Raw genomic sequence first — 24,064 nt, 5'->3', positions numbered from 1 at the left:
TGGCGAGGGAGCTTGCTCCCGCCGGACTGCGTAGCAGGCCCGGTCTTCTCAAACCAAATGCTGAGGGCCGCTTCGCGGCCCAACGGGAGCAAGCTCCCTCGCCACGATGACGATGCGTCTCCTGACTGACGGGCATCAGGGCCTGCTATTTGATGCCCAGCGGTTGCTCCAGCAAGGAGATCGCTCGTAAGCTTCAAGGCTCTGTAAACCGTGAAAGTCCATAAGAAATACCCGTACAGCACACTGGGGAGCCAATCCCAGCGCAGCTGTGCTCGATTTTTCTTCAGGCGCAAAACGCCTGGCCGATGAGTCCGAACCCAAGGAACCCCGTATGAGCCTGTCGTTACTAAGCCGTTACGCCTTCTTTGCCGTGTGTGTCATTTTCACCCTCGCCAGCCTCCCTTTTATCGAGCACGAAGGGTTGTGGCCGTTTACCGTGGTTACGGGTGTATTGAGCCTGGTCGGTATTTTCGACCTGCTGCAAAGCCCCCACGCCGTGCGCCGCAACTACCCGATCCTGGGCAACATCCGTTATCTGGTGGAAACCATCCGCCCGGAAATACGCCAGTACCTGCTGGAATCCGACAGTGACGCCCTGCCCTTCTCCCGGGCCCAGCGTTCGCTGGTGTACTCGCGCGCCAAGAATGAAACCTCCGACAAACCCTTCGGCACCCTGATCGATGTGTACCAGTCGGGCTTTGAATTCATCGGCCACTCCATGCGCCCGGCTCCGCTGAGCGATCCCAGCACGTTCCGCGTGATGGTCGGCGGCCCTCAGTGCACGCAGCCCTACTCGGCATCGGTGTTCAATATCTCGGCAATGAGTTTCGGGTCCCTGAGTGCCAACGCGATCCGTGCCCTCAACCAGGGCGCCAAGCTCGGCAACTTCGCCCATGACACCGGGGAAGGCAGCATCAGCCCCTATCACCGTGAGCACGGCGGCGACCTGACCTGGGAACTGGGCAGCGGCTACTTTGGCTGCCGCACCAGCGACGGCCGCTTTGACCCGGAGCGCTTCGCCGCGCAGGCGCAGAACCCGCAAGTGCGCATGATCGAAATCAAGATGAGCCAGGGCGCCAAGCCCGGCCATGGCGGGATTCTGCCCAAGCACAAGGTGACAAAAGAAATTGCCGAGACGCGCGGCATCATGATGGGCGAGGACTGCATCTCACCCTCGCGCCACAGCGCCTTCTCCACGCCCATCGAAATGATGCATTTCATCGCCCAGCTGCGTGAACTGTCTGGCGGCAAACCCGTGGGCTTCAAGTTTTGCCTGGGCCACCCATGGGAGTTCATGGGCATCGCCAAGGCCATGCTCGAAACCGGCATTCTCCCGGACTTCATCGTGGTCGACGGCAAGGAAGGCGGCACGGGCGCCGCACCGGTGGAATTCACCGACCATATCGGCGTGCCGCTGCGTGAAGGCCTGCTATTCGTGCATAACACCCTGGTGGGCCTGAACCTGCGCGACAAGATCAAGCTCGGTGCCAGCGGCAAGATCGTCAGCGCGTTCGATATTGCCAGCGTGCTGGCCATCGGCGCCGATTGGGCCAACTCGGCGCGTGGCTTCATGTTCGCCATCGGCTGCATCCAGTCGCAAAGCTGCCATACCAACAAATGCCCGACCGGCGTCGCCACCCAGGACCCGCTGCGCCAGCGTGCATTGGTGGTGCCGGACAAGGCCCAGCGCGTGTTCAACTTCCACCGCAGCACCCTCAAGGCCCTGGCGGAGATGCTCGCGGCCGCGGGCCTCGAACACCCTTCGCAGCTGTCGGCCAAGCACCTGGTGCGCCGCATGTCAGCGACTGAAATCAAGCTGTTCTCGCAGTTGCATGTGTTCCTCAAGCCTGGGGAGCTGCTGACGGGTGAGGTAAACGGCGAGTTCTATTCACGGATGTGGCAAATGGCACGGGCAGACAGTTTCGAGCCCCACGAAGTCGAAGCCGCATAACCTCCTGAAGCCTGCCCGAGACCGGGCAGGCTTTACATTCAGTAATACCCCTCCTTTGCAATTCCTTACAAATATCGCCACCCTGCGCCCGCCCGACGTGCGGCGTACGACAACACGCGCATTCGCCTGTCTTCACTAAACCTATTGTTCAAGAGCCCGCTGCCATGCTGAACGGACGCGACCCGCGCATCGATTTTTTTCGGGGCCTGGCGTTGATCTTCATTTTCTGGGATCACGTCCCCCACAACCCACTCGGCCAGATCACCTTGCGCAACATCGGCTTCAGCGACGCAGCGGAAGTGTTTGTGTTCCTGGCCGGCTACGCCGCCGTATTGGCCTACGGCAAGATCCTGCAACGCGATGGTTACTGGTTTGCCTCGCTGAAAATCCTGCGCCGAGCCTGGGTGCTGTATGTGGTGCATATTTTCTTGCTGGCAATGCTGATGGGCATCGTGTTCTTCGCCAATAGCCATGTGGAAACCCGCGACCTGGTCCAGGAGATGGGCCTGACGCATTTCATCACCCATCCGCAACAGGCACTGACCGACGAGCTGCTACTGCGCTTCAAACCCAACCTGATGGACCCCTTGCCGTTGTACATCGTGCTGTTGGCAGGCCTGCCGCTGGTCCTGCCGCTGATGCTGCGCCGAACCTGGGCCGTAGTGGGACTGTCGGCCACGGTGTACCTGCTGGCGCCGTGGATGGGCTGGAACCTGCGGGCGATTGCAGACGGGGTGTGGTATTTCAACCCGGTAACCTGGCAGTTCCTGTTCGTACTGGGCGGCGCGGCGGCGCTTTACAGCCAAGGGCCGCGACCCACTCACGTCCGACCACTGTTGCATCAACCCGTGTTTCTGGCGGCGGCATCGTACGTGCTGCTGGCGGGCGTTTTGACCGTGTCCTGGCGCTGGCCCCAGGTACACGATGCCTGGGTGCCCTCAGCCCTCAGCGAACTGATCTACCCCATCAGCAAGACCGACCTGTCACCCGTGCGCCTGGTGCATTTCCTGGCCCTGGCCTACGTGACCGCCAAGCTGCTCCCCACGACCGGCTGGACGCGCAATTGGCCGGCCGAACAGGTTTGTCGCATGGGGCGTTATTCCCTCGAAGTGTTTTGCCTCGGCGTTTTGCTGGCGCCGTTGGCAGACATGCTCAACGCACTCACGGGCGACACGCTGATCATGCAACTGCTGACCGCCATCATCGGCATGCTGCTGATGGGAGGTCTGGCCGCGTGGATGGAATTCAACAAGCGCCTGGATCAACGGCCGCTCAGCCAGGCCCGCACAGCGTAGCCCGCTTCCCGCCGTTCGCGCTTTGCTGCGGGTGGTCCGCGAAACCTTCGCACGCTCCATGGGGGCGGCCTGAGTCATGAGCAACAGGTGCGTCAATTGACCCAAGCGGCACAACTGGCCAACCAAAGACGCAGCTAAACCCAGGGGAGCGAGCGAAGTCGCTCCCCAAACCCCGCTAAGCAGAGCGTGGCACACCCTCACCCGCGTCAGCCGGCTTCAATTTGAAGACATAGAACACCACCGTCAGCAGTACCAGGAACACCGGCCCCACATACAGCGCCACACGGGTGTCCGGGAAGTACGCCATCAACCCCACCACCAACACCAGGAACGCCAGCGCCAGGTACGAACTGACCGGGTACAACCACATGCGGTACTTCAACCCGGCCTGTTCGGCAGCGCTCAGGCTTTTACGGAATTTCAGCTGGGCCAGCAGGATCATCAGCCAGGTCCAGATCGCGCCAAAGGTGGCGATGGAGGTTACCCAGACAAAGACTTTCTCCGGCACCAGGTAGTTGAGCAACACACCCAGCAGCAGCGCGAAGATCGACAACAGCAAGGCGCGACGCGGCACGCCGTTGTTCGAGGTCTTGGCGAAGGTCGCCGGGGCCTGGCCGTTCTGCGCCAGGCTGTAAAGCATGCGCCCGGTGCTGAAGATACCGCCGTTGCAGGATGACAAGGCCGCGGTGATCACCACAAAGTTGATGATGCCGGCAGCGGTCTTGATACCCAGGCGTTCGAAGGTCATCACAAACGGGCTGCCCTGGGTGCCGATGGCATTCCACGGGTAGATCGACAGAATCACGAACAGCGCCCCCACATAGAACAACAGGATGCGCCAGAACACCGAGCCGATTGCGCTGGGAATGGTCTTCTGCGGGTTCTTCGCTTCACCGGCGGTCAAGCCGATCATCTCCACGCCCAGGTAGGCGAACATGACCATTTGCAAGGACATCAACACGCCCTGCACGCCGTTGGGCATGAAACCGCCATGGGCCCACAGGTTGGATATGCCCAGGGCCACGCCATCGTTGCCGAAGCCGAACGCAATGATGCCGACGCCGCCGATGACCATCGCAATGATCGTGACGATCTTGATCAGGGCAAACCAGAACTCGAACTCACCGAACGCCTTGACCGCGATCAGGTTGATGCTGCCCATGCTGATCAGCGCCGCCAGGGCCCAGATCCAGCGGGGCGTATCGGGAAACCACACGCCCATGTACACCGCCACCGCGGTGATCTCCGCGACGCAGGTCACCAGCCACAGGAACCAGTAGTTCCAGCCGGTCAGAAAGCCCGCCAGCGGGCCGAGATAATCCTGTGCATAACGACTGAACGAGCCGGCGACCGGGTTGTGCACGGCCATCTCGCCGAGGGCACGCATGATCACCAGGATCGCCAGGCCGCCGATGATGTACGACAGCATGATCGCCGGCCCCGCCATTTCAATGGCCTTGGCCGAACCCAGGAACAGGCCGACACCGATACAGGCGCCGAGCGCCATCAAGCGAATATGCCGCTCACCGAGTTCGCGTTTGAGCGGACCGCCTTGAGCGGTCTCGCCATGGGGCAGGTGGTTGCCGACTGGCATAGGGATACAACCTCATCTTGTTATTGGATGGACCGCCGCGCTCCACACGCCTTGCCGGGCAGGCCAGGCGTGAATCGAAACCGGGGCCATCTCATGAACAGCCCCGCCTTGCGACGCAAGGACGATGGGGCCTGCAGTATAAAAAGCCTCGACCAGTGCCTTTCACTGTAAAAGCCAGGCAATTTAGTGGAAGCGCCCACCATAACGGCATTTTACGGGTGCATATGACCTGCACCCGGCGACTAATCGTCGCAGTCAACACCGGTCTCCCGGGGCAGACTCGGAAGTCTCCCACGCAAAAAACACAATTTCCTCACGCCGAGCCCACACCGTCTAAGCTTCAAGCAAGTCCGATCAATCTGCGTGAATGGATCAATCGACTATGGGCGCACTGTGGCAAACCGAATCGACCAAGGCTGCGAAACTACAAGGCAGTTCGGAACCAGCGCCTTTACCCGAAAATAAACCCAGGCCCCGCTACGGGCGTCGTCTGTTCTGGCTGATCGTGCTGATGGCCTTAGTGGCCCTGGGCTTTGCCGCCGCCAGAGAGATGCGCACGTCGCGCCTGCAAGCCGAGCAATTAAGCAGCCTGGCCAGCCAACTGACTTACCGGATGGCCGACGGCCCCAGCGATGCCATCGTGTACCCGGGGCCGGGACCGTTTGACCGACGCCTGGGCTACAGCGACCTCGACGACTTCCTGGCCCGCCTGCTCAAACGTGGTTACGTGGTGCAGTCCCAGACGCGCTTTTCACCCCAATTGATGGATTACACCCACAAGGGACTGTTCGTGCCCTACGCGGAAAAGATCCAGGCCGGTTTGTCGCTTACCGATTGCCAAGCCCTGCCGCTGTACCAATACACCTACCCACAACAGCTCTACGCCAGCTTCGCGGCCATTCCGCCGCTGGTGGTCAACAGCCTGTTGTTTATCGAGAACCGCGACCTGCTCGACCCCACCGCCCCCCAGGCCAACCCTGCGGTCGACTGGCCGCGCTTTGCCAAAGCGGCATGGTCGCAAGTGGCCAAGACCCTGCACCTGCCCGGGCAGAGCGCCGGCGGCAGCACCCTGGCGACCCAGTTGGAAAAGTACCGGCACTCCCCCGATGGCCTGACACTTTCCGGCATGGAAAAACTGCGGCAGATGTTTTCCGCCGGGGTGCGGGCTTATCAGGCAGGGCCTGACACCGCCATCGCACGGCAGAATATCGTGCGCGACTACCTCAACAGCGTGCCGCTGTCGGCCGTGCCCGGGCATGGTGAAGTACACGGCATGGCCGAAGGTCTGCGGGTGTGGTTCGGTGCCGATTTCAACCAGGTCAACCAGGCGCTGAGGGGCAACGACCTGACAGCAAAAGCGCAGGCATTGCGCGAGGTACTGGCGCTGATCATCGCCCAGCGCCGCCCTTCACATTACCTGGTCAAGGGCCGGGACGAACTGGCGCAATTGACCGACAGCCACCTGCGCCTGCTGGCCCAGAATGGCGTGATCGATGGCGCATTGCTCAACGCCGCCCTCACCGCGCAGATCAGCTACCGCGACTGGGTGCAGCAACCGACCGTGCAACCGATCGAAACCAACAAGGGCATCAGCGTCGCGCGCAGCCGGGTTGCCGCGCTACTCAACCGCCCGCTGTACGACCTCGACCGCCTAGACCTGTCCGCCACCAGCACCTTGCAGGGCCAGTTGCAAACCCAGGTCAGCGACTATCTCAAGCGCCTCGCCGACCCGGATTACGCGCGCCAGATCGGCCTGCTCGGCGAACGCCTGCTGACCCCGGCCAGCACTCCGCAGGTGCGCTACAGCTTCACCCTGTTTGAACTGACACCCGACGGTTCGCGCGTGCGGGTGCAGACCGACAACACCGATCAACCCTTCGACATCAACGAAGGCAGCAAACTGGAACTGGGCTCCACCGCCAAGCTGCGGGTGCTGACCACCTACCTGCAAATCATCACCGAGCTGCACGACCAATACGGCGCCCTTACCCCGGCCGCGCTGAAGAAAGTCGAGGTCAACGAGCAGGACCGCCTGAGCCGCTGGGCCGTCGACTACCTGAGCCAGACCCCGGACAAAAGCCTGGCGAAAATGCTCGACGCCGCGCTGGACCGCACCTACTCGGCCAACCCCGCCGAAGGATTCTTTACCGGTGGCGGCATGCACCACTTTCATAATTTTCGCAGCCAGGACAATGGCCGCAGCCCGACCCTGCGCGATGCCCTGCGTGAGTCGATCAACCTGCCGTTCATTCGCCTGATGCGTGAGGTGGTGCGCTACACCACTTACGCCGGGCCCAATAACAGCGCGCAATTGCTCAAGGACGACAACGACCCGCGGCGCCAGGAATACCTGGCCAAATTCGCCGACCGCGAGGGCACTGCGTTCCTGCTGCGCTTCTGGAAGAAGTACCAGAAGAAAGACACCCAGGCGCGCCTCGACACCTTCCTCGACAGCATCCGCCCGACGCCGATTCGCCTGGCGGCGGTGCATCGCTACCTGTTGCCCGACGCAAGCCAGGACAGCTTCAATCGCTTCGTGCGCTCGCACCTGGCAGGAACCAAAGACGTCGGCAAGCTCAGTGATGAACGCCTGGCCAAGCTCTATCAAGACTACCGTCCCGGCAGCTATGACTTGCCCGACCAGGGCTTTATCGCCAAGGTCCATCCGTTGGACCTGTGGCTGCTCGGCTACCTGCTCAACCACCCCGACGCGACCTTCGGCGAAGCGGTGAAGGCCAGCCAGTTCGAGCGCCAGGAAGTCTACAGTTGGCTGTTCAAGAGCCGCCACCAAAGCGCGCGCGACAGCCGTATCCGCACCATGCTCGAGATCGAAGCGTTCCTCGATATCCACCAGCGCTGGCAAGCCGTGGGTTACCCGTTCGATCATCTGGTACCGTCCCTGGCCACCGCCATCGGCAGCTCCGGCGACCGCCCGGCGGCATTGGCCGAATTGATGGGTATCATCCTCAACGGCGGTGTGCGCTCCAAAGTGCTGCGCATCGACAGCCTGCATTTCGCCGCCGACACCCCATACGAAACCCGTGTGATCAACGACCCGGCCCCCGGCAAACGCGTGATGCCGGTAGAAGTCGCCGACGCCCTGCGCGGCGCCTTGTCCCAAGTGGTGGATGCCGGCACCGCCAAGCGCGTCTCCGGCAGCTTCAAACTGGCCGACGGCACGCCACTGGCCATGGGCGGCAAAACCGGCACCGGCGACAATCGCATCGAAGCCATCGGTGCCGGTGGGCGCGTGATCAGCTCCAAGTCGATCAACCGCACCGCGACCTTCGTGTTCTATCTGGGCGACAGCCATTTCGGCACCCTGACCGCCTTCGTTCCGGGCCGCTCGGCGGAACACTTCACCTTCACCTCCGCCCTTCCGGTGCAAGTCCTCAAAGGCATGGCTCCGATCCTGATGCCCTACCTGCAACCGGGCGGGCACACCCAATGCACGCCCGCCCTCTGAGTGAAAGTCGCGGCAGGCCTACCGCTCTCGTCTTAACCCTCTCACCCGCACCGCCGTCTTTTTTGATAGACCCTGCACGACCGCGTTTCCTAAAGTCTGGAAACCTCTGAACCTATGGAAACTCAAGCATATGGACATCCGCATCAACCACCGCCACATGACCCGCGAACAGAAAAACGCCTTCATCGCCGCCATCCTGCACCTGAAAAACAACGTCGACAGCGTGCTGCGCCCCGGTCATCAAAGCCGCTACGACGACTTCGTCCAAGTGCACAAAAACGCCATGGGCGGGCCGCAGCAGTTCGCGCCCATGCCGCATCGCACGCCATTATTCTTTCCCTGGCACCGCGTGTTCCTGCGCCAGTTCGAACTGGCGCTGCAAGCGGCGGCGAATGACAACACCATTACCCTGCCTTTCTGGGACTGGTCCCTTGCGGGACCCAACGATCCGTTCACCCCAGCCTTCATGGGCGGCAATGGCGACAGCGACCAGAACAACCACGTCACCTCCGGCCCGTTTGCCTATCGGGGGGGAAATTTTGCAATACGCATCTGGGACCTGGACCTCGGCGACCCCGGTCTGCGCCGTGAATTCGGCGCCGGCGACGGTGCGCATTTGCCCACTGCCGATCAAGTGCTCACCGCGCTGACCAAGGTGCCTTACAACCCCGGCCCGGAGAGTTGGGTGAATTTTGCCGAGGGCATATTGCATGACCCGGTACACCGCTGGATCGGCGGTAATATGTCGTTCCCCACCTCACCCAATGACCCGATCTTCTTCCTGCATCACTGCCACCTCGATCTGCTGTGGGAACGCTGGAAACGCCAACACCCCAACACGGCGCCCTACTTGCCCGTCGCGGGCCAGCCTGGCTATAACCTCGACTCCAGGCTGGTGTTCAACGCCGAAGGGTTTCCCGCGCCGTGGGCCGGCAGCTGGAGGGTGGGGCAAGTGATTGCCAGCGAAGACCTGGATTACACCTACGGCCTGTTCACCGCCGTGCCGTCCACGTGCCCGTCGCTGCCCCCGGCCTGCGCCGTACCGGTGGAGAACGCCGAACCGGCCTAACTATCTAACTCCCGCCACGCGGGTGGCCCCATAGGCTGATGGCCTTGTCCATCAACCCAGGTCACCCGCCATGTCCAACCCCCATTACGAACTGATCCAGGAAAACACCCCGCCGTGGCTGCGGGAGATGTCCTGGACCAGAGCCCAGGCGCTGCGCGATACGCCTCTCACACTGGCGCCCTGGTACCACCGCGCCAGCGTGACGGACCATCAGCATCTCAAGGCCGCCAACGCCCGCGCCTGGACCACCCAGAATGCCGTCGACCGCTACCTGAGCCAGCTGCAGGACCTGTACGCATTTGCCGAGCCGTTGCTGATGCAGGCGCTGAAAAACCAGTACCAGATCGACGACAGCGTGCGCGATACCTACCTGTTGCTGCACATCCCCACCGGCACCGTGCTCCGGGGCACTACCAGCCGCACGCTGTCGCTGCTCGATGCCGCGTTGCACAACTTCGCCGGCAACGAGCGTTTCAGCGACAGCTCCACCTACATCACCCGCCCCGACGCACGCGGGCATTTCGATACCAAGCCGCTCAAGCGGCGCATGAGCATCCAGCAGTTCATCAGCCTGTGCCGTCGACTCGACCTCGGCGCGCACTACCAGCGGCACTTGCAACGCTACCTGCTGCCGCAGCAGCCGGTGGACAAACAGCGCCTGGCCACACAGGTAATCGCCAGCCAGCAAGCCGCGCTCAAGGTCGCTGCCCGTATCGCCTTCCACAAACAGGACATCGGCGCCGCGACGCTGCGACAACTGCGCTACACCCTGCGCGGCGAGCGCGGTAACGCACAGTGTTATCAACTGCGCCTGCTCGACACCCTGCTCAGCGGCATCATGATCATTGCCGCCGACCTGGACACCGCCACTGAAGCGACGAGCCTGGTGGTCTACATCCCCCACGACAATCAAAGCCCGCTCAAAGATTACCCCACCCCCCAGGCCTTCATGAGCGAGCTCAGCGATAAACTGCGCGACCCGGCCTACCGCCAGTTCTTCAGCCGTTTCGTCGACCAGAGCGAACGCACAGGTTTTTTCAGCCGCCTGGACCAGCCGCGCCTGACGTTCGCGGCGGTGCGTATCGACTGTGACTTATGGCCGTATCTGTACCAACAGAGCCTCAACAAGATCCTCAACGACGCACGGGAACTGGCGGTGCCCACGGCCGACCGCGACAGCCGCGCACGCTGGGCCTGGTGGGATCATTTCAGCAAAGTGGCGCAGGGTATTTTCAACGCCGCGCTGTTGGTGATCACCCCCTTCGTGCCGCTGCTGGGCGAATTGATGCTGGCCTACACCGCTTACCAATTGCTCGATGAAATGGTCGAAGGCGTGGTCGACCTTGCCGAAGGCCACGCCAAGGACGCGGCCAAGCATCTGCTGGGTGTGGTCAGTGAAGGCGTGCAACTGGCAACCTTTGGTGCCGGGGTGGAGTTGTCCAAACTGCTGCCGTCGGCGTTCGTCACGCAGTTGATCCCGGTGCGGGTCAATAACCGGTTGCGCCTGTGGAACCCCGATCTGCGCCCCTATGCGCAAAAGGACGTGACGCTGCCCGGCACGTCGCAACCGGATGCCCTCGGCCTGCATACGCATCAAGGCCAAACGCTGTTGCCGCTGGATGGCGAACACTACGCGGTGAAGTTCGATACGGCCACCGGCGTGCATCGCATCCAGCATCCCGTCCGCGCCGATGCCTACGCCCCGCCCGTGCATCACGACGCTCGCCCGCAGGCGCGCAGCGACAGCCAATTGTTACGCGAGCTGGCCCCCACCCTCGACGATGCGCAACTGGACCAGGTGCAGCGCATCAGCGGCGTCGAGCCTGGCGTGTTGCGCGCCACCCGAGTCGAAAAAAAACCGCCGCCCGCGCTGCTGGTCGACAGCCTCAAGCGCTTTGAACTCAACCAGCAGGCCCAGCGCCTGCCCGAACGTATCCGCAGCGGCGCCGCTGCGGATGAGCACACCTACTGGAGCCCGCATATGGCCTGCGAGCTGCCGGGCTGGCCGGCCGACAGGGCCATCGATGTGTACGAAAACCCTGACCTGGACGGCACGCCTTCGCGGTTTGGCGAAACCACCGCGACCCAGGTGCTCGCGATCAGTCGCCAGGACCTGAACGCCGGCCAGCTGCCGCAACGCCTGGTGGAGTTTCTCGACAAACCGCAACTGGAAAGCCTGCTCGGCACGCCCGCCGACGACCCGGTCAACGCCTTGCGCCAGCGCCTGGCCGAGCATCTGGCGCAGCGTCAGGCGTCGGTATTCGATTACTTGTACGCCAACAGTGAATACGTCAGCAGCGCTGACGGGCTGCGGGTGCGCGAGGTATTCCCGACCTTGCCCGAGAGCCTGGTCCGCGACGTGTTGGCCCGCGCCCGACCGGATGAGCTGAAGGTCATGCGCGACGAACACCGACTGCCGTTGCGCTTGAAAAACCTCGCCCGCGAGTGGCAACTGCAAGCCCGTGGCAGCCACGCTTACGAAGGTTTTTTCGACCCGACGCGGCTGACGGCCGACAGCGAAACCATGCTTCTCAATACCTTGCGCCTGCACAGCGATACCCTCGGCGAGCTGCGTATCGAGGTGCGTAAACACACGCTCAATGGCGAAATCCGCGCCCAGGCGGGGCCAGGGGATGCCAGGCACTCGCGTCAGTTAGTCAGGACCGACACCGGCGTGTATCAAGCCTACGACCATCAGCAAGCACTGCTCCCTGCCCCTGCCGACCTCTACAGCGCGCTGCTGCAGGCCCTGCCCGCCGAGCAGCGCATGGCCCTGGGCAACGCCGGCAAAACCAGCGCGGCCTTGCGCGCCTGGCTGCTCGAACGGATCAACACGCCCCAGGCGCGCCGCACGCTGCTGCAAGCGCCACTGCGCGAGGCGCCGGCCCCGGACACCTTGGTGCTGACGCAAAAACCCTTGCGCCGCGCGTTCCAATGGACCGTGCCACAGATGCCACGGCCCTTGAGTGAACGCATCCAGCGTCTGTATCCGAACGCCACGCCAGAGGAACTCGAAGCCTTGCGCCTGCGCGTGGAGACCCCTGCGCATAGGCGCCGTTTCGAAACGCTGGAGTTCGAAAAAGCACGGCTGCAGGATGACCTCAACCACTGGGTCAACACCCGCGTGGCCGGCGAGCCGACCGGTGCCGGCCGTACCCGCCTCGAGCTGTCCCAGGCGCTGGTCAGGACCTGGGAACACAACCTGCACGCGGACGTCCAAGGAGTCGGCCTGACGTTCGACAGCTTGCCGCTCAAAGGCCTGCTGGCCAACATGCCGACCCTGCGCGCCAACTTCGAACATGTGCAGCAGTTGAACCTGTTGGACACCGGCCTGTTGGACGCCGACTGCAGCTTCCTCGACAACTTCATGCATCTGAACCACCTGAGCCTGAAGAGCAACCAACTGACCCGCCTGCCCCGGGCAGTCACCCGCATGCGCGGCCTGACCGACCTGGACCTGGCCGACAACCCGATCCAGTGGGACCCGGCCAGCCTGGAACACGTGGCGTCGATGGGGCAGCTCAGGCAATTGTCGCTGGCCGATAATCGCGCCCTGACCCAAGCGCCGGACATTGGCAACCTGCCGCACCTGCGCTCCCTGTCATTGCGCCACACCAGCGTCAGCGAGTGGCCGCCGGGGCTGTTTGCCCAACCGCGCCCGGATAACTTCCAGCTCGACCTGCAAGACACGCGCATCACCGGCGTGCCGCAGTTCCTGCCCTGGCAACCCGAGGCACAATCGATTGCCTTCGTGCGCCTGGACCGCAGCCGCCTGAGCCTGAGCGCCGAGGAAAACCTCGTCAGCTACCGCCTGGCCAACGGACTCGATCCCTACCGCAGCTACCCGCCCAAGGGCGAGGTCGAGTTCTGGCTGCACCGACAGCCTGTGACACAGCAACCGCAGCTGGCCGAGATGTGGCACGACCTGGAGAAAGAACACGGCTCCCAGGGCTTTTTTGAAGTGATCAAAAGCCTCGAACAGCCGGACGTGTTTGAAGACCCGGAGGACCAGTTGCGCTACGCCGAAGGCCGTGAGGCGTTGACCGACAAGGTCTGGCGCATGCTGCAAGCGATGTCGGGCGACGAGCCGCTGCGCAAGCGCCTGTTCCTGATGGCCAGCCACCCGGTGACCTGCGCCGATGCCGGGGCAAACACCTTTAATGCGATGGGGTTTGAGGTGGAGCTGTTCGAGATCAAGCGCAACCCACCGGGCCTGCACCGCAACATGGCCCTGACCCGCCTGGCCCGCGGCAAAGCCCGCCTGGACCGCCTGAATAAACTGGTGCGCAAGGACATCGCCCAACGCCTCGCCCCACGCAACCGCGGCGGCCAGGGCTTACACCTCAGCACACAAATGATCAATGGCCGGCCTGGGCTCGTCGACGAGGTGGAGGTGTACCTGGCGTACCAGAGCGAATTGCAGGCACGCCTGGATTTGCCCTGGATTTCGCCACACATGACCTATCGCGGCACCGCCAATGTCAGCGATCTGCAGATCAATCACCTCTACAGCACCGTGCTCTTGCAGGAGCGCGGCGATGGCCTGGTGGACAAAATGCTTGAACAGCCGTTCTGGGACGAACACCTGCGCAGCAGCCATGCCAAGGCGTTCCGCGCCAGCATGGCGCGTGACAGCGCGGTCGGCGAAAAAATCGACGACCTGCTGTTCGCGCAAAAAGCCTGGGCGCAGGCCGACGCCCAGGCACGCCCGGCGCTCAGCGCCAGGTTACTGGCCCTGGCGGACGAACTGAACGTGCCCCACGCCGAGGTGCTGACCGGCGATGAAATGAGCGCCCAGACCTACGAACACATTCTCGAAAACGCCGACACCGGCCGCGTGCCCAGCGAAAAAAACCTGGCCCGGCGTTATACCCGTGAAGCCTTGCTGCGGCTGGCGCAACAGGTTTCGACGCAGCTCTAAGGCGGTGCATCTGGCCGATCACGGTCGGCTGGCGGGCCGTCACGGGAGCAAGCTCCCTCGCCACGGTAGGTCAGGCTCAGGCTCAGGCTCAGCCTCAGCGCATTGTGCGGGTGTACATCACGCCAATGGTGGGAGGGCGGTGGGTCAGGCAGATCTCGGTTACACCTCCGAGTCCCACACCACTGTGGCCGTGCCTGAGTAGGTATTGCCACCTCCGTGGTCGAGCATCTGCGACACGCCGTCGGCGTTGATCTCGAAGTGCAACGTACTTGGCCTGCGGTCGATATAGCGGGTCAGTTGGAACAGCTGGGTGCCCACGCCATCCAGGCGTAATGGCAGGCGATTAACCGGGCGCCCGACGCTGTCAGTGAGGCCGGTGGGCAGGGTCACGGCCACGTCCAGCGGCACTTGGTGGCCGGCCGCGTTGCGCACGCTGCAGGTGTTGCCCATGGGCTCGCCGCACTCCAGGGTCATCTTGAACTGGGTGCTGGTCCACAGGTTGACGCTCTGGTCGCGAAACAGCCGCGTCGGTTTGCGCCCGTTCTGCAACCAGGCTTGCCAGCCGCCCTGGGGTTCCAGCTGGATGCGGTTGCCGCCGGGCGGGACTTGGACCTTGAGGTGGTGGTCGACGTCGAGGGTAAAGTTGAAGGTCATCAGGTTGTCGTTGGGCACCATGATGTCGCCGAAATCGACATCACCACCCGGTCCTACCGAGTAGCTGACAGCGCCCGTGTACAAACCACTTTCCATGGTCAACGGATTCGGCGTCTTGAGTTCGTAGGAGTACTCGAACACCGGGTATTCCAACGCCGGAATGTCCTTGATCGCAAACATCGCACAGGCACCCGCGTTAGCCGGTACGATCCAGGACCACAAAAATATCCGGCTGTTGCCCGTGCCGTAGCCGGTCCCGAGGCACGGCGCGGTGGGATAGATCCAACCCAGGACGCCGCGGGTCCATACCGAGTGATTGATGCCCAGCGGCAAGTCCCATCGACCGCCAATCCCGGCCAGACGCATTTTCACCGTTTCGGCCTTGCCGGTCTCGGCATGATTGACGATCACCTCCCGCCACTCGCTGGGCACCTTGAACATAGCGCCTTTGCGTGGATCGGTATGGCCGGCCTGGATCGGCGTGCTGGAGTAAAAACGGATGTCTTCGGTACGGATACTGAAGATCCCCAGGGCCTTGCAACGCTCCGGAATGTGCCAGGGACAGATGCCGCTTTCGGGGGTGGTATTGACGAACTTATTGGCCAACGGGTTGGACGGATCGGGCCGGAAAATCGCGGTAATGTCCTGGGTCAGAGCCTGCGCCGCCAGCGGCAGCATCAGGGCTGCGGCGCACAGGGTCTGCGCACACGTCGTCAACTTCATAAATAACAAACCTTAATAATCTGGGCGCAGTCGCGCGCCGCCGCATGAAACGGTTGCGATAAAAACATCAGACCTCCGAATCCCAAACCACCGTGGCCACGCCTGAATAGGTATTGCCACCACCGTGCTCGAGCATTTGTGAAACGCCATCGGCATTGATTTCAAAGTGCAAGATGCTGGGCTTGCGATCGATGTAGCGCGCCGGTTGAAACAGTTGCGTACCACTGCCGTCCAACCGCAAAGGCAGGCGATTGACCGGGCGCCCGACGCTGTCGCTCAGGCCGGCGGGCAGGGTCACGGCGATGTCCAGCGGCACCTGATGGCCCGCCGTATTGCGCACGCTGCAGGTATTCCCCTGTGGAGTGCCGCACTCCAAAGTCATTTTGAATGGGGTACTGGCCCAGATGTTCACGCTCTGGTTGCGGAACACACGGGTGGGCCGGCGACCATTATTCAACCAGGCTTGCCAGCCGCCCTGGGGTTCCAATTGAACGCGGTTGCCGCCCGGCGGAACTTCAACCTTCAGCAGGTGCTGCACTTGCAGGTTGAAGTTGAACGTCAAGAGGTCGTCGGTGGGCATCATGACGTCACCAAAGTCAAAATCGCCACCGGGCCCGATCGTGTAAGTCAGCGAGCCGGTGTACATGCCGCCGTCCATGGTCAGGGGGTTTGGCGTATTCAGTTCATAGGTGTATTCGAAGTAGGGATAGTAGAGGGACGGGATGTCCTTCGCGGCTTGGTTTGAGCACGCGCCGATGTTCACCGGGACCATCCAGGACCACAAAATGGTCGAGTCATTGCCGACGGTGTAACCAGTTCCCACACAGGGTGCGGGCGCATAGAGCCAACCCAGGCTACCCCGTGCCCATACCGTACGATCCAGACCGGGAGGCAGGTGATAACGGCTGCCGATACCGGAGATACGCATCTTCAGCGTCTCGGAGCGCAGGGTTCCGGCATGAGTCACGGTGACATCCCGCCACTCACTGGGCGCCTTGAATGTAGCGCCCTTGCGCGGGTCCGCATGCCCTCCCAGGATCGGCCCGTTGGAGTTGAACTGAATGCCACTGGTACGAATGCTGAAAATCCCCAGGTCCTTGCAGCGTTGTGGCATGTAAATAGGACATACCCCGCTTTCCGGCGTGGTGTTGACGAACTTGTTGTCGGACGGGTTGGACGAGTCCGGACGAAAGAGCGCCGTGATTTCCTGGGTTAACGCATGCGCCGTCATCGGCAGCATCAGCGCCAGGGCGCCGATTGCCCACGCATATTTCATCTCTTTCATAGGTGCCCCTCAAATGCCGGGCGCTGTGGCGTCGAATATCAGGCTTACCGTCCCGTAATAACTTCCGGGTCGATAGTCGCCAGAGGGCTTGATCGCGGCAATTTCCAGGGCCACCCGTTTCCCTGGCTTGGCATCGGTGGAAGACACCACTTCAGTGCGCTCCAGACCCAACTCCTGTTGATTGAAGGTCACCCGCAGATCGATGCGATTCCAGCCGTTGTACAAAAACGGCAGTTCCTCCAGCCGCGCACCGATGGCGCCGCCGATATTTTTCACCTCGAACTGCGCACGTAGCGGGCTCAGCTCCGACGACACGGGGTTGTAGGGCAGGCTCTGCTCGCGCTGGACCACCTGCGGGTCCACCGGCAGCACATAAAAGTCCGCCGTGGGGATTTGTACGAAGACCTCAAAGGTTTCCCGTTCCACGGCGCTCCAGGCGTGGGTCGCCGTCAGCAGGCACACGCTGCTCAGCGCGGCGCCGGTCAGTGTCTTGATCATTGTTGTTCACCTGTGCGAGGCATCAGCCCTTGATCTCGATGGATTTTTTCGCGGCACCTTCGATCAGGTTGAAGCGGTATTCACGCCCCGGTTGCTTGTCGAAGCTGAAGCTGCGTCCGGCCATGATGTGGTGCTTGACGGTGGGCCGGCAGTCGCGCGGGTTATCCACCAGGCAGTCCTTGAACTCGTCGACCACCACCACGCTGTTGCCGTTGTTGCGCAGGGCATAGCGGTTAGCGGTGTTGTCGACCTGAGTATCGAAACGGGTGTTTTTCGGGCGCACGAAAAATACCGTGCCGTAACCGGCCAGCACCCGCACACCGGCGGCGAGGCTGTCTTTGTAGTCGGCGCGCTCTTCGTCGGTGAGAGCGAACTCATCTTCGCTCTGGGGCACCACGGGCACGAAGCGCACGCGGAAATACCGTTCCTTGTCGCGGTTGCCCATAAACAGCAACCGCGTGCCCTGGGTGCCGTTGGCCGGCACGATCAGCCGTGCCGGGCTGGCCATCAGGCCGTCGCGGGCGCTGCTGCCGACCTGATCCTGCAACGGCACTTCGCGGTAGCTGCCGTCCTTGTCGTAGAGCATTTCGAGGATGTTGACCTTGACGAAAGCCGTGGACGTGCCGCCATTGAACACGCGCTTCATGTAGGTACTTTTTTCCGCATCCAGGTAGTCGTAGACCACCCCGACATTGATCTGCGGGCCGGCGTGTGCGCCCAGGGAAAACAGCGTGGCGCCCAAGATCATCCAAAAACGTTTCATTGCAAAAACCTCAACGGGTAAAGGGGTCAACCGGCGACTTGCGCGCCATGCACTGCGTCGGCCAGGGTGTCCGGCGTGCAGCGCAGGTCGCCGATCATCAGCACATCGCCTTCGCGGCGAGCGGTGTCCGGGTCCAGGCGGAACTGGCAGAGCAGCTGATTGGCGAAGCGCACTTCGAGGGTCGGCATGCGGGCGTGCATTTCCATGGAGAAGAACCCGTCCACTTCGCTGACCCCGCGGCTGGCGTGGTTGATCACATGGTGGCCCTTGAGCGGTTGGCCCTGGGCGTCCAGCAACCGGCCGAGCACAGTGACGGTTTGCATCACGCTGATCTTGCGGTAGTCCACACCGCCCTTGTTCAGGTGGTAGTTGCTGCGCGCCGGCTGAATGCTGGCGGCCGGTGGATGGTTGCCGTCGAAGTCGAAACTCAAGGTGCTGCGCTTGTAGGCGGTGATCGGTACGAAGTTGCGCCCGGGGCGCAGGCTGGCGCTGCCGCCGGCCAGGTCGTCTGCCCGCAGAGTAATGTCGTCGAGATCGGCCTCGACATCCACGATCATCCCGGCGCCGCCGTTGTGGTACTGGCTGCTGAGCACCATCTTTTGTGCGCCCACCGCGAGCGTGCTGTTGAGGTTCAAGCCGCCGCTGAGTTTCTCGTTGAACGACGAACGCTGCAGGAATGCATCGCCATACAACGCATCGTTCTGAAAACTGCTGCGGCCGGACAGGCCGACCCCGTAGGTGTCAGCGGTCGCCGTGCCCGAGACGCTTTGCAGGAAGTGATCGTCCAACGTGCGCTGGTAGGTCAGCGAGCCGTTATTGTCGCGGCTGCCATCCCGTGCGGTGCGCGTGCCGATGCTGGCCGACCACTGCTCGCTGGGGCCGCCGAGGGCCAGGCTGACACTGACGTCGACCCCGCGATTGCGCTTGTCACCGGTACTGGCCGTGGCCGGGCGATCGAACACCGATACACGCCAGTTGGCATCGCTGCCCAGCAGGGTGCCGCGCTGGCTCCAACCCAGGTCCAGGCCAAACCCTTCGACATTGCCCTGGCTGTAGGACAGCCGTGAATTAAGCGAACTCTTGTTGCTCAAGCGATGGTTGACCGACAGCGAGGAGTTGCTGGTCTGCCCGACAAAAGTACTGCGCGGCCGCACGCGGGTGCCGTCGGGCAGAATTTCATAGGTGCGACGGGTGTCGAGCCAGCTACGGTTGTGGCTGACGACGAGGCTGCCGTGGCCATAGCTGTACAGGCCCTGCACGTCCATGCCGGTGCCGTGGTCCTGGGTCTGGTAGACATTGGCATACAGGCTGGTGGCGTTGGCCAGGGTCCAGTCGACGGACACGCCGTTTTGCAGTTTCTCGCGGACCTTGCGCGTCGACATCCCGAGAATCACCCGCGGGTGCGCGAGGTAGTTGAGGCTGGCGCCGTAGGTCATGAAGCCCGAGGCCTGTTCCTCCCAGTTGCTCAGCAGTTTGCTCTCGCGCCCGAGAAAGGTGCTGTAGCGCCAGCGCTCGTCGGCGTTGCGCCAGTTGTTAGGTTTGTACACCAGCTCCTGGGTGGTGGAGGTGGTGCGGCCGTCTTCGATCAGGCGCACTTCCACTTCGTAGATACCGCCGGGTAATGGCCGGGTGTCGAGGGTCTGCAGGCCGGCGGCCACCGCCTGGCTGTTGAGCAACAGGCCGTTGCGGTAAATCTCCACCGACGCCTGGCGGCTGGCCGTGACGTAGATTGGGTACACGCTGGGCTTGGGGTTGTTGATCAGCAGGCTGTCGGAGCTGCCATACATCAGGCCCACGGCGGTATCGGGGTTGGCGCCGAACGCGCGAATCTGGCGCGTGAGGCCATCGGAACCCGGGGTGAAATAACCCAGGCGCAGGAACTGGCCTTCCAGCTCGCGCTGGGTGTAGAGCTCATGTACCGCGTGATACAGGCTGGTGTCGGTGCCGCCCAGGCGCGATACCTGCAGGTTCAGCGCCTGGGTCCAATTGCCGATACTGGAAGTCGCCTCCAGGCCGTAACGCCCACCCAGTTCCTCATTGGCGCCGCCATTGAGGTTAAGTTGGTTATTCAGGATCAAACCGAGGCTGCCGACTTCCGGCTGATCGTAATAACGCTTGACCTCGGCATTACGTTCGACGTTTTCAGTGAGAATCGACACCAATGAATTTTCAATGCTGTAGTGCACGGCCAGTAATTGCGCAGGGCAACTTCGCTCGCAACTTCCCAAGGGCATGCCCTGCTGCAGTATTTGCTCCCAGCGGCCGCGTTCGGCGGTCGAGAACGTGCTGTCGGCAAGGTCGGTGAATTCCAGCAGGGTGATCTGATCATCGCGGCCAAGGACAATCATGGCCTCGCCCAGCAACTGCTGATCGAGTTCGACACGCACGGCCAGCGGCACATCGAAGAAGTGTTGTTCAAAGTCGGCCGGCAATCCCTTGGACTGTGACAGCAGGCTGCCCGGCGTCGTGCCAGGCGCGGTCGGCGCTGCCAGGGCGCTCGCGCACAGCACGAGCGCCAGCGCACCCGCAATAGGCGTCATCGAAAACATGAACGGAGTACTCGCTTTTACGAACAGTCAGGGCTGTAAAACAGGGCGGCGGCCAGGACAGGCCGTCGCCCCTTTATCAACGCCCGGCGCTTGTCGCAAGCGTCGGGCGTTCCACCACACGAGGGTCTTAGAGGGCCGGAGAGCGCGGCACGGCGTCAAAGATCACGGTGTAGTTGGCGGTGTACAGGCCGTTCTGGTTGTCCGCCGGTTTGGCCGGAGTGATCACCAGGTCAGCCTGGGTGCCCGGGGTGGATTGAGGATCATCCACCACTTCTTGAGGTGAAGCGGTCAGCACGACGCCGTTGAACGTATTGGTCAGCGCGATGCTGTTACTGCCGTTGTACAGCGCGGCTGCCGTAGGGCCACCTTCAATGTAGGCGTGCACGGAACCGTCGGTGTGCTTGACGTTGAAGGTTGCACGCAGCGAGCTCAACTCACCGCTGACCGGGTTGTAGTTCATGACTTCGTCTTTACCGAAGTTCGGGTCCAGCGGCTGGGCGTGGAACTGCTTGGTGGGAATGTCCGCCTTGATCTGGATGGAAGTGCGCGCATCATCCGCGGCAAACGCCAGGGACGAACCCAGCACAACGGCGGCCAGTGGCGATGCAATGGCGATTTTTTTCAACATGACTGAATACCTGTCTTCAAACTTAAAGGAGTTGGCGTTACGGAACACGCCTCGGCGCTTTCCAATAACGTGCATTGACAACTGCGAAAGTTTCAACGCGGCACAAGTATCCCGTGAGTTATCCAACACGTAAGCAGGTTGTTTCTTCGTATTCAGTAGCCCGAGAACGATTAAGCCAATAGGAAAGATATGGCATTTTGCCAAAACTTATTAATTAACTGTAAGAATAAGACTACGTTCAATTAAACGAGGATGTTTTTTAACGGCTCGGTCCGTCAGAACAATATTACAACTGCGCACTTATACAACTAACAGAGTTCTTTCCAGATATGAATTCGTCTCGGTTTCACGCCTGAGAGGGGGCGATGGTGACAGGTGCGCCATTCGTCCGAAGGAGTTGCGCCGGACAAAAGATATATCTTACGTTATATCTAACCAAAACGGAGAGCACGCACATGAGAGAGCATCACCCCCATCCCCACCCTCATCACGATGGTTTCGAAAAACGCCCTGGGCGCGAACGCGGCGGCCGTGGGCCCCGTGTATTTGCACCGGGCGATCTGAAATTGCTGCTGCCGGCGCTGATCGCTGAGCAGCCGTGCCATGGCTACGACCTGATCCGCCAGATAGAAGCTCTGTTCGATGGCGCCTATAGCCCAAGCCCGGGGGTGATTTACCCGACACTGACCTTCCTCGAGGAAAGCGAGCTGATCACCGGCGATACCGAAGGCGGAAAAAAACGCTACACAATTACCGACGCCGGTCGTCTCTTCCTAAGCGAGCAAGCTGTTGCCCTGGAAGGTGTACGCATGCGCCTCGACGTCAGCAAACGTTCGCTTCGCGGCCATGACCGCCCGCCGGAAATCCACGAAGCGGTGCACAACCTGCGCCATGCCTTGCACTCGCATCACGGGCGCTGGAGCCCGGAAGAAATCGTTCGTGTCGCGGCGCTGCTCAACGGCACCGCTCAAGCCATTGCCGACGGGAAAGCTCAATGAATACTCAAGCCATCCATCGCGTTACTCACGAAATCAAACGTCGCCGCCTGCAGGTATTGAGGGTGGTGGATATCACACCGCGCATGCGGCGCATCACGCTGGGCGGCCCTGAGCTGGAGGGGTTCGTCAGCCTGGGCAGTGACGATCACATCAAGCTGCTGTTCCCACAGAACGCCGCCGAACAGGCGGCGCTGGAAAGCCCTGCATTCAACATCAAGGGTGACGGCCCACAACCCGCCATGCGCGACTACACGCCACGGCGCTTCGACCTGAGCATCGGCGAGCTGGACATCGATTTCGTGCTGCACGGCGACGGCCCCGCCTCCACCTGGGCAGACCAGGCACAGGTCGGCCAGCACCTGTATATCGGCGGGCCACGGGGTTCGATGATCGTGCCGGATATTTTCGACAGCTACCTGTTGATCGGCGATGAAACCGCCCTGCCCGCCATCGCCCGCCGCCTGGAAGAACTGCCCGCCGGGCGCCAGGTGCTGGCGGTGATTGAAATCGCCGATGCGGCGGAACGGCAGCCCCTGCAGAGTGCCGCCGATGTGGAAGTGATCTGGGTGATCCGTGGCCAGGATGACTTGCTGGACACCGTGCGCACGCTGACGCTGCCGAGTGGCTCGCTGTACAGCTTCGTGGCGACCGAAAGCAAATTGTCGCGCCAGGTGCGTCGTGTCTTGCTCGACACCCACCAGGTCAATGAAGAGTTCCTCAAGGCCGTGGGCTACTGGCGTGCCGAGGGCAGCGACGAGGAGTGAGTCAGGCGCGGGGCTTGATGATTCTGTCCAGCCCCACGACCGCCAGCGCGATCGCGACAAACCCCGCCAGAATCCCCCCTGCGTTCACAAACACCTGTGGATAACCCAGGGTGCCGACATCGATGAACGGGTACTGATACTGCCCGAGCAAATCCCCACGCAGCAGCACATAGCCGAAATACACCAACGGGTAGATCACCCAGGCGCCGATGTGCCTGAGGCGCAAATGCCCCTTGGGCACACACCGCCACCAATAGATCAAAAACAGGATTGGCATCACGTCATGCAGCAATTCATCGGCAATGAATTGAAAACCTGTCGGGCTCCACAAATGCCGCAGCAACAGGTTGTAGGCCAGGCTCACCACGACGATGCTCGCGGCGATTGCACTGCTGACCGTGGGGGCCAGGAAAAACCGCCTGGCGGCTGAGTCGCGATTGACCAGCGCATAGCTGAGCGCCACGACCACCAGGGTGTTGGTCAGTACCGTGAAGAAACTGAAAAAGTTGATCAACCCGCCCATCAGACTGGCGCCGGTGAACCAGCGCGAATAGAGAATCAGGTACTGCTGAATCGCCAACCCGACCCAACCGGCCAGTGCCGCCGCGGCCACAAAACACTTCATGGAATCAATCCAGCGGGCGTTTGGTGCGCATCAGTTTCACGTACAACCCTTCGACTTTCTCCCGCGCCCAAGGGGTTTTGCGCAGGAATGTCAGGCTCGACTTAATACTCGGATCGCTCTTGAAACAGCGGATATCAATGCGTTCGGCCAAGCCCGCCCATTCGTAATGTTCCACCAGGGTGGTGAGGACGTGTTGCAGGGTCACACCGTGGAGCGGGTCGTTGCTTGTCGCGGTCATGCCGGGCCTTTTGCAAAAAGAGGAAACACAGCCGCGCACCTTA

Annotated in this window: 16 protein-coding genes; 7 read left to right on the top strand and 9 right to left on the bottom strand. The window is 61.9% G+C overall.

Annotation, left to right across the window (positions count from 1 at the left end; genetic code table 11):
- Positions 1 to 331: 331 nt before the first annotated feature.
- Complete coding sequence (locus M5B97_RS07350) at positions 332 to 1,951, top strand: FMN-binding glutamate synthase family protein (RefSeq protein ID WP_248731143.1); 1,620 nt, start codon at positions 332 to 334, stop codon at positions 1,949 to 1,951.
- Between the two features lie 164 nt (positions 1,952 to 2,115).
- Complete coding sequence (locus tag M5B97_RS07345) at positions 2,116 to 3,246, top strand: OpgC domain-containing protein (protein WP_248731142.1); 1,131 nt, start codon at positions 2,116 to 2,118, stop codon at positions 3,244 to 3,246.
- A gap of 175 nt (positions 3,247 to 3,421) precedes the next feature.
- Here the strand turns inward: M5B97_RS07345 and M5B97_RS07340 are convergent, their stop codons facing one another.
- Positions 3,422 to 4,840 (bottom strand): amino acid permease, encoded by a 1,419-nt coding sequence (locus tag M5B97_RS07340; RefSeq protein ID WP_123714760.1) that lies wholly within the window; start codon positions 4,838 to 4,840, stop codon positions 3,422 to 3,424.
- A 382-nt stretch (positions 4,841 to 5,222) separates the two neighbouring features.
- Here M5B97_RS07340 and M5B97_RS07335 point away from each other — a divergent pair, with 382 nt between their 5' ends.
- From M5B97_RS07335 to M5B97_RS07325, 3 genes are all read left to right on the top strand, one after another.
- Complete coding sequence (locus tag M5B97_RS07335) at positions 5,223 to 8,306, top strand: transglycosylase domain-containing protein (protein WP_248731141.1); 3,084 nt, start codon at positions 5,223 to 5,225, stop codon at positions 8,304 to 8,306.
- A gap of 130 nt (positions 8,307 to 8,436) precedes the next feature.
- Complete coding sequence (locus M5B97_RS07330; protein WP_123714758.1) at positions 8,437 to 9,375, top strand: tyrosinase family protein; 939 nt, start codon at positions 8,437 to 8,439, stop codon at positions 9,373 to 9,375.
- Positions 9,376 to 9,445: 70 nt separating this feature from the next.
- Entirely contained in the window at positions 9,446 to 14,296 is a 4,851-nt protein-coding gene (locus tag M5B97_RS07325; protein ID WP_248731140.1) for an NEL-type E3 ubiquitin ligase domain-containing protein, read from the top strand.
- 159 nt (positions 14,297 to 14,455) lie between these two features.
- Here M5B97_RS07325 and M5B97_RS07320 read toward each other — a convergent pair whose 3' ends face one another.
- The 6 genes from M5B97_RS07320 to M5B97_RS07295 form a co-directional block, all read right to left on the bottom strand.
- Complete coding sequence (locus M5B97_RS07320; RefSeq protein ID WP_134658407.1) at positions 14,456 to 15,673, bottom strand: hypothetical protein; 1,218 nt, start codon at positions 15,671 to 15,673, stop codon at positions 14,456 to 14,458.
- Between the two features lie 67 nt (positions 15,674 to 15,740).
- The gene (locus M5B97_RS07315) at positions 15,741 to 16,958 is read right to left on the bottom strand and encodes a hypothetical protein (RefSeq protein WP_134658409.1); all 1,218 of its coding nucleotides are present in this window, start codon (positions 16,956 to 16,958) and stop codon (positions 15,741 to 15,743) included.
- Between the two features lie 9 nt (positions 16,959 to 16,967).
- On the bottom strand, positions 16,968 to 17,456 hold the full coding sequence (locus tag M5B97_RS07310) for a CS1 type fimbrial major subunit (RefSeq protein WP_248731139.1): 489 nt from the start codon (positions 17,454 to 17,456) through the stop codon (positions 16,968 to 16,970).
- A 22-nt stretch (positions 17,457 to 17,478) separates the two neighbouring features.
- On the bottom strand, positions 17,479 to 18,219 hold the full coding sequence (locus M5B97_RS07305; protein WP_248731138.1) for a molecular chaperone: 741 nt from the start codon (positions 18,217 to 18,219) through the stop codon (positions 17,479 to 17,481).
- A 26-nt stretch (positions 18,220 to 18,245) separates the two neighbouring features.
- The gene (locus M5B97_RS07300) at positions 18,246 to 20,768 is read right to left on the bottom strand and encodes a TcfC E-set like domain-containing protein (protein ID WP_248731137.1); all 2,523 of its coding nucleotides are present in this window, start codon (positions 20,766 to 20,768) and stop codon (positions 18,246 to 18,248) included.
- Between the two features lie 127 nt (positions 20,769 to 20,895).
- The gene (locus M5B97_RS07295; RefSeq protein ID WP_248731136.1) at positions 20,896 to 21,396 is read right to left on the bottom strand and encodes a CS1 type fimbrial major subunit; all 501 of its coding nucleotides are present in this window, start codon (positions 21,394 to 21,396) and stop codon (positions 20,896 to 20,898) included.
- Between the two features lie 455 nt (positions 21,397 to 21,851).
- Here M5B97_RS07295 and M5B97_RS07290 point away from each other — a divergent pair, with 455 nt between their 5' ends.
- Positions 21,852 to 22,394, top strand: a complete 543-nt coding sequence (locus M5B97_RS07290; protein ID WP_123714751.1) for a PadR family transcriptional regulator — start codon at positions 21,852 to 21,854, stop codon at positions 22,392 to 22,394.
- Entirely contained in the window at positions 22,391 to 23,158 is a 768-nt protein-coding gene (locus M5B97_RS07285; RefSeq protein ID WP_248731135.1) for a siderophore-interacting protein, read from the top strand. The genes M5B97_RS07290 and M5B97_RS07285 overlap by 4 nt, the downstream gene beginning before the upstream one ends.
- A 1-nt stretch (position 23,159) precedes the next feature.
- On the opposite strand, the gene M5B97_RS07280 is transcribed toward M5B97_RS07285, so the two are convergent.
- Together M5B97_RS07280 and M5B97_RS07275 are read right to left on the bottom strand one after the other, a co-directional pair.
- Positions 23,160 to 23,783, bottom strand: a complete 624-nt coding sequence (locus M5B97_RS07280) for a Pr6Pr family membrane protein (protein WP_248731134.1) — start codon at positions 23,781 to 23,783, stop codon at positions 23,160 to 23,162.
- Positions 23,784 to 23,787: 4 nt separating this feature from the next.
- The gene (locus tag M5B97_RS07275) at positions 23,788 to 24,021 is read right to left on the bottom strand and encodes a VF530 family protein (RefSeq protein WP_024073644.1); all 234 of its coding nucleotides are present in this window, start codon (positions 24,019 to 24,021) and stop codon (positions 23,788 to 23,790) included.
- Positions 24,022 to 24,064: the final 43 nt, after the last annotated feature.

The organism is Pseudomonas sp. MWU13-2517 (genome assembly GCF_023242545.1).
Taxonomy (GTDB): domain Bacteria; phylum Pseudomonadota; class Gammaproteobacteria; order Pseudomonadales; family Pseudomonadaceae; genus Aquipseudomonas.
The sequence above is the reverse complement of the archived record's forward strand: the minus strand, read 5'-3'. Positions and strand labels throughout refer to the sequence as shown.

Coding starts and splice junctions, on each gene's coding strand:
- M5B97_RS07350 (WP_248731143.1), top strand. CDS start 332: ATGAGCCTGTCGTTACTAAGCCGTTACGCCTTCTTTGCCGTGTGTGTC.
- M5B97_RS07345 (WP_248731142.1), top strand. CDS start 2,116: ATGCTGAACGGACGCGACCCGCGCATCGATTTTTTTCGGGGCCTGGCG.
- M5B97_RS07340 (WP_123714760.1), bottom strand. CDS start 4,840: ATGCCAGTCGGCAACCACCTGCCCCATGGCGAGACCGCTCAAGGCGGT.
- M5B97_RS07335 (WP_248731141.1), top strand. CDS start 5,223: ATGGGCGCACTGTGGCAAACCGAATCGACCAAGGCTGCGAAACTACAA.
- M5B97_RS07330 (WP_123714758.1), top strand. CDS start 8,437: ATGGACATCCGCATCAACCACCGCCACATGACCCGCGAACAGAAAAAC.
- M5B97_RS07325 (WP_248731140.1), top strand. CDS start 9,446: ATGTCCAACCCCCATTACGAACTGATCCAGGAAAACACCCCGCCGTGG.
- M5B97_RS07320 (WP_134658407.1), bottom strand. CDS start 15,673: ATGAAGTTGACGACGTGTGCGCAGACCCTGTGCGCCGCAGCCCTGATG.
- M5B97_RS07315 (WP_134658409.1), bottom strand. CDS start 16,958: ATGAAAGAGATGAAATATGCGTGGGCAATCGGCGCCCTGGCGCTGATG.
- M5B97_RS07310 (WP_248731139.1), bottom strand. CDS start 17,456: ATGATCAAGACACTGACCGGCGCCGCGCTGAGCAGCGTGTGCCTGCTG.
- M5B97_RS07305 (WP_248731138.1), bottom strand. CDS start 18,219: ATGAAACGTTTTTGGATGATCTTGGGCGCCACGCTGTTTTCCCTGGGC.
- M5B97_RS07300 (WP_248731137.1), bottom strand. CDS start 20,768: ATGTTTTCGATGACGCCTATTGCGGGTGCGCTGGCGCTCGTGCTGTGC.
- M5B97_RS07295 (WP_248731136.1), bottom strand. CDS start 21,396: ATGTTGAAAAAAATCGCCATTGCATCGCCACTGGCCGCCGTTGTGCTG.
- M5B97_RS07290 (WP_123714751.1), top strand. CDS start 21,852: ATGAGAGAGCATCACCCCCATCCCCACCCTCATCACGATGGTTTCGAA.
- M5B97_RS07285 (WP_248731135.1), top strand. CDS start 22,391: ATGAATACTCAAGCCATCCATCGCGTTACTCACGAAATCAAACGTCGC.
- M5B97_RS07280 (WP_248731134.1), bottom strand. CDS start 23,783: ATGAAGTGTTTTGTGGCCGCGGCGGCACTGGCCGGTTGGGTCGGGTTG.
- M5B97_RS07275 (WP_024073644.1), bottom strand. CDS start 24,021: ATGACCGCGACAAGCAACGACCCGCTCCACGGTGTGACCCTGCAACAC.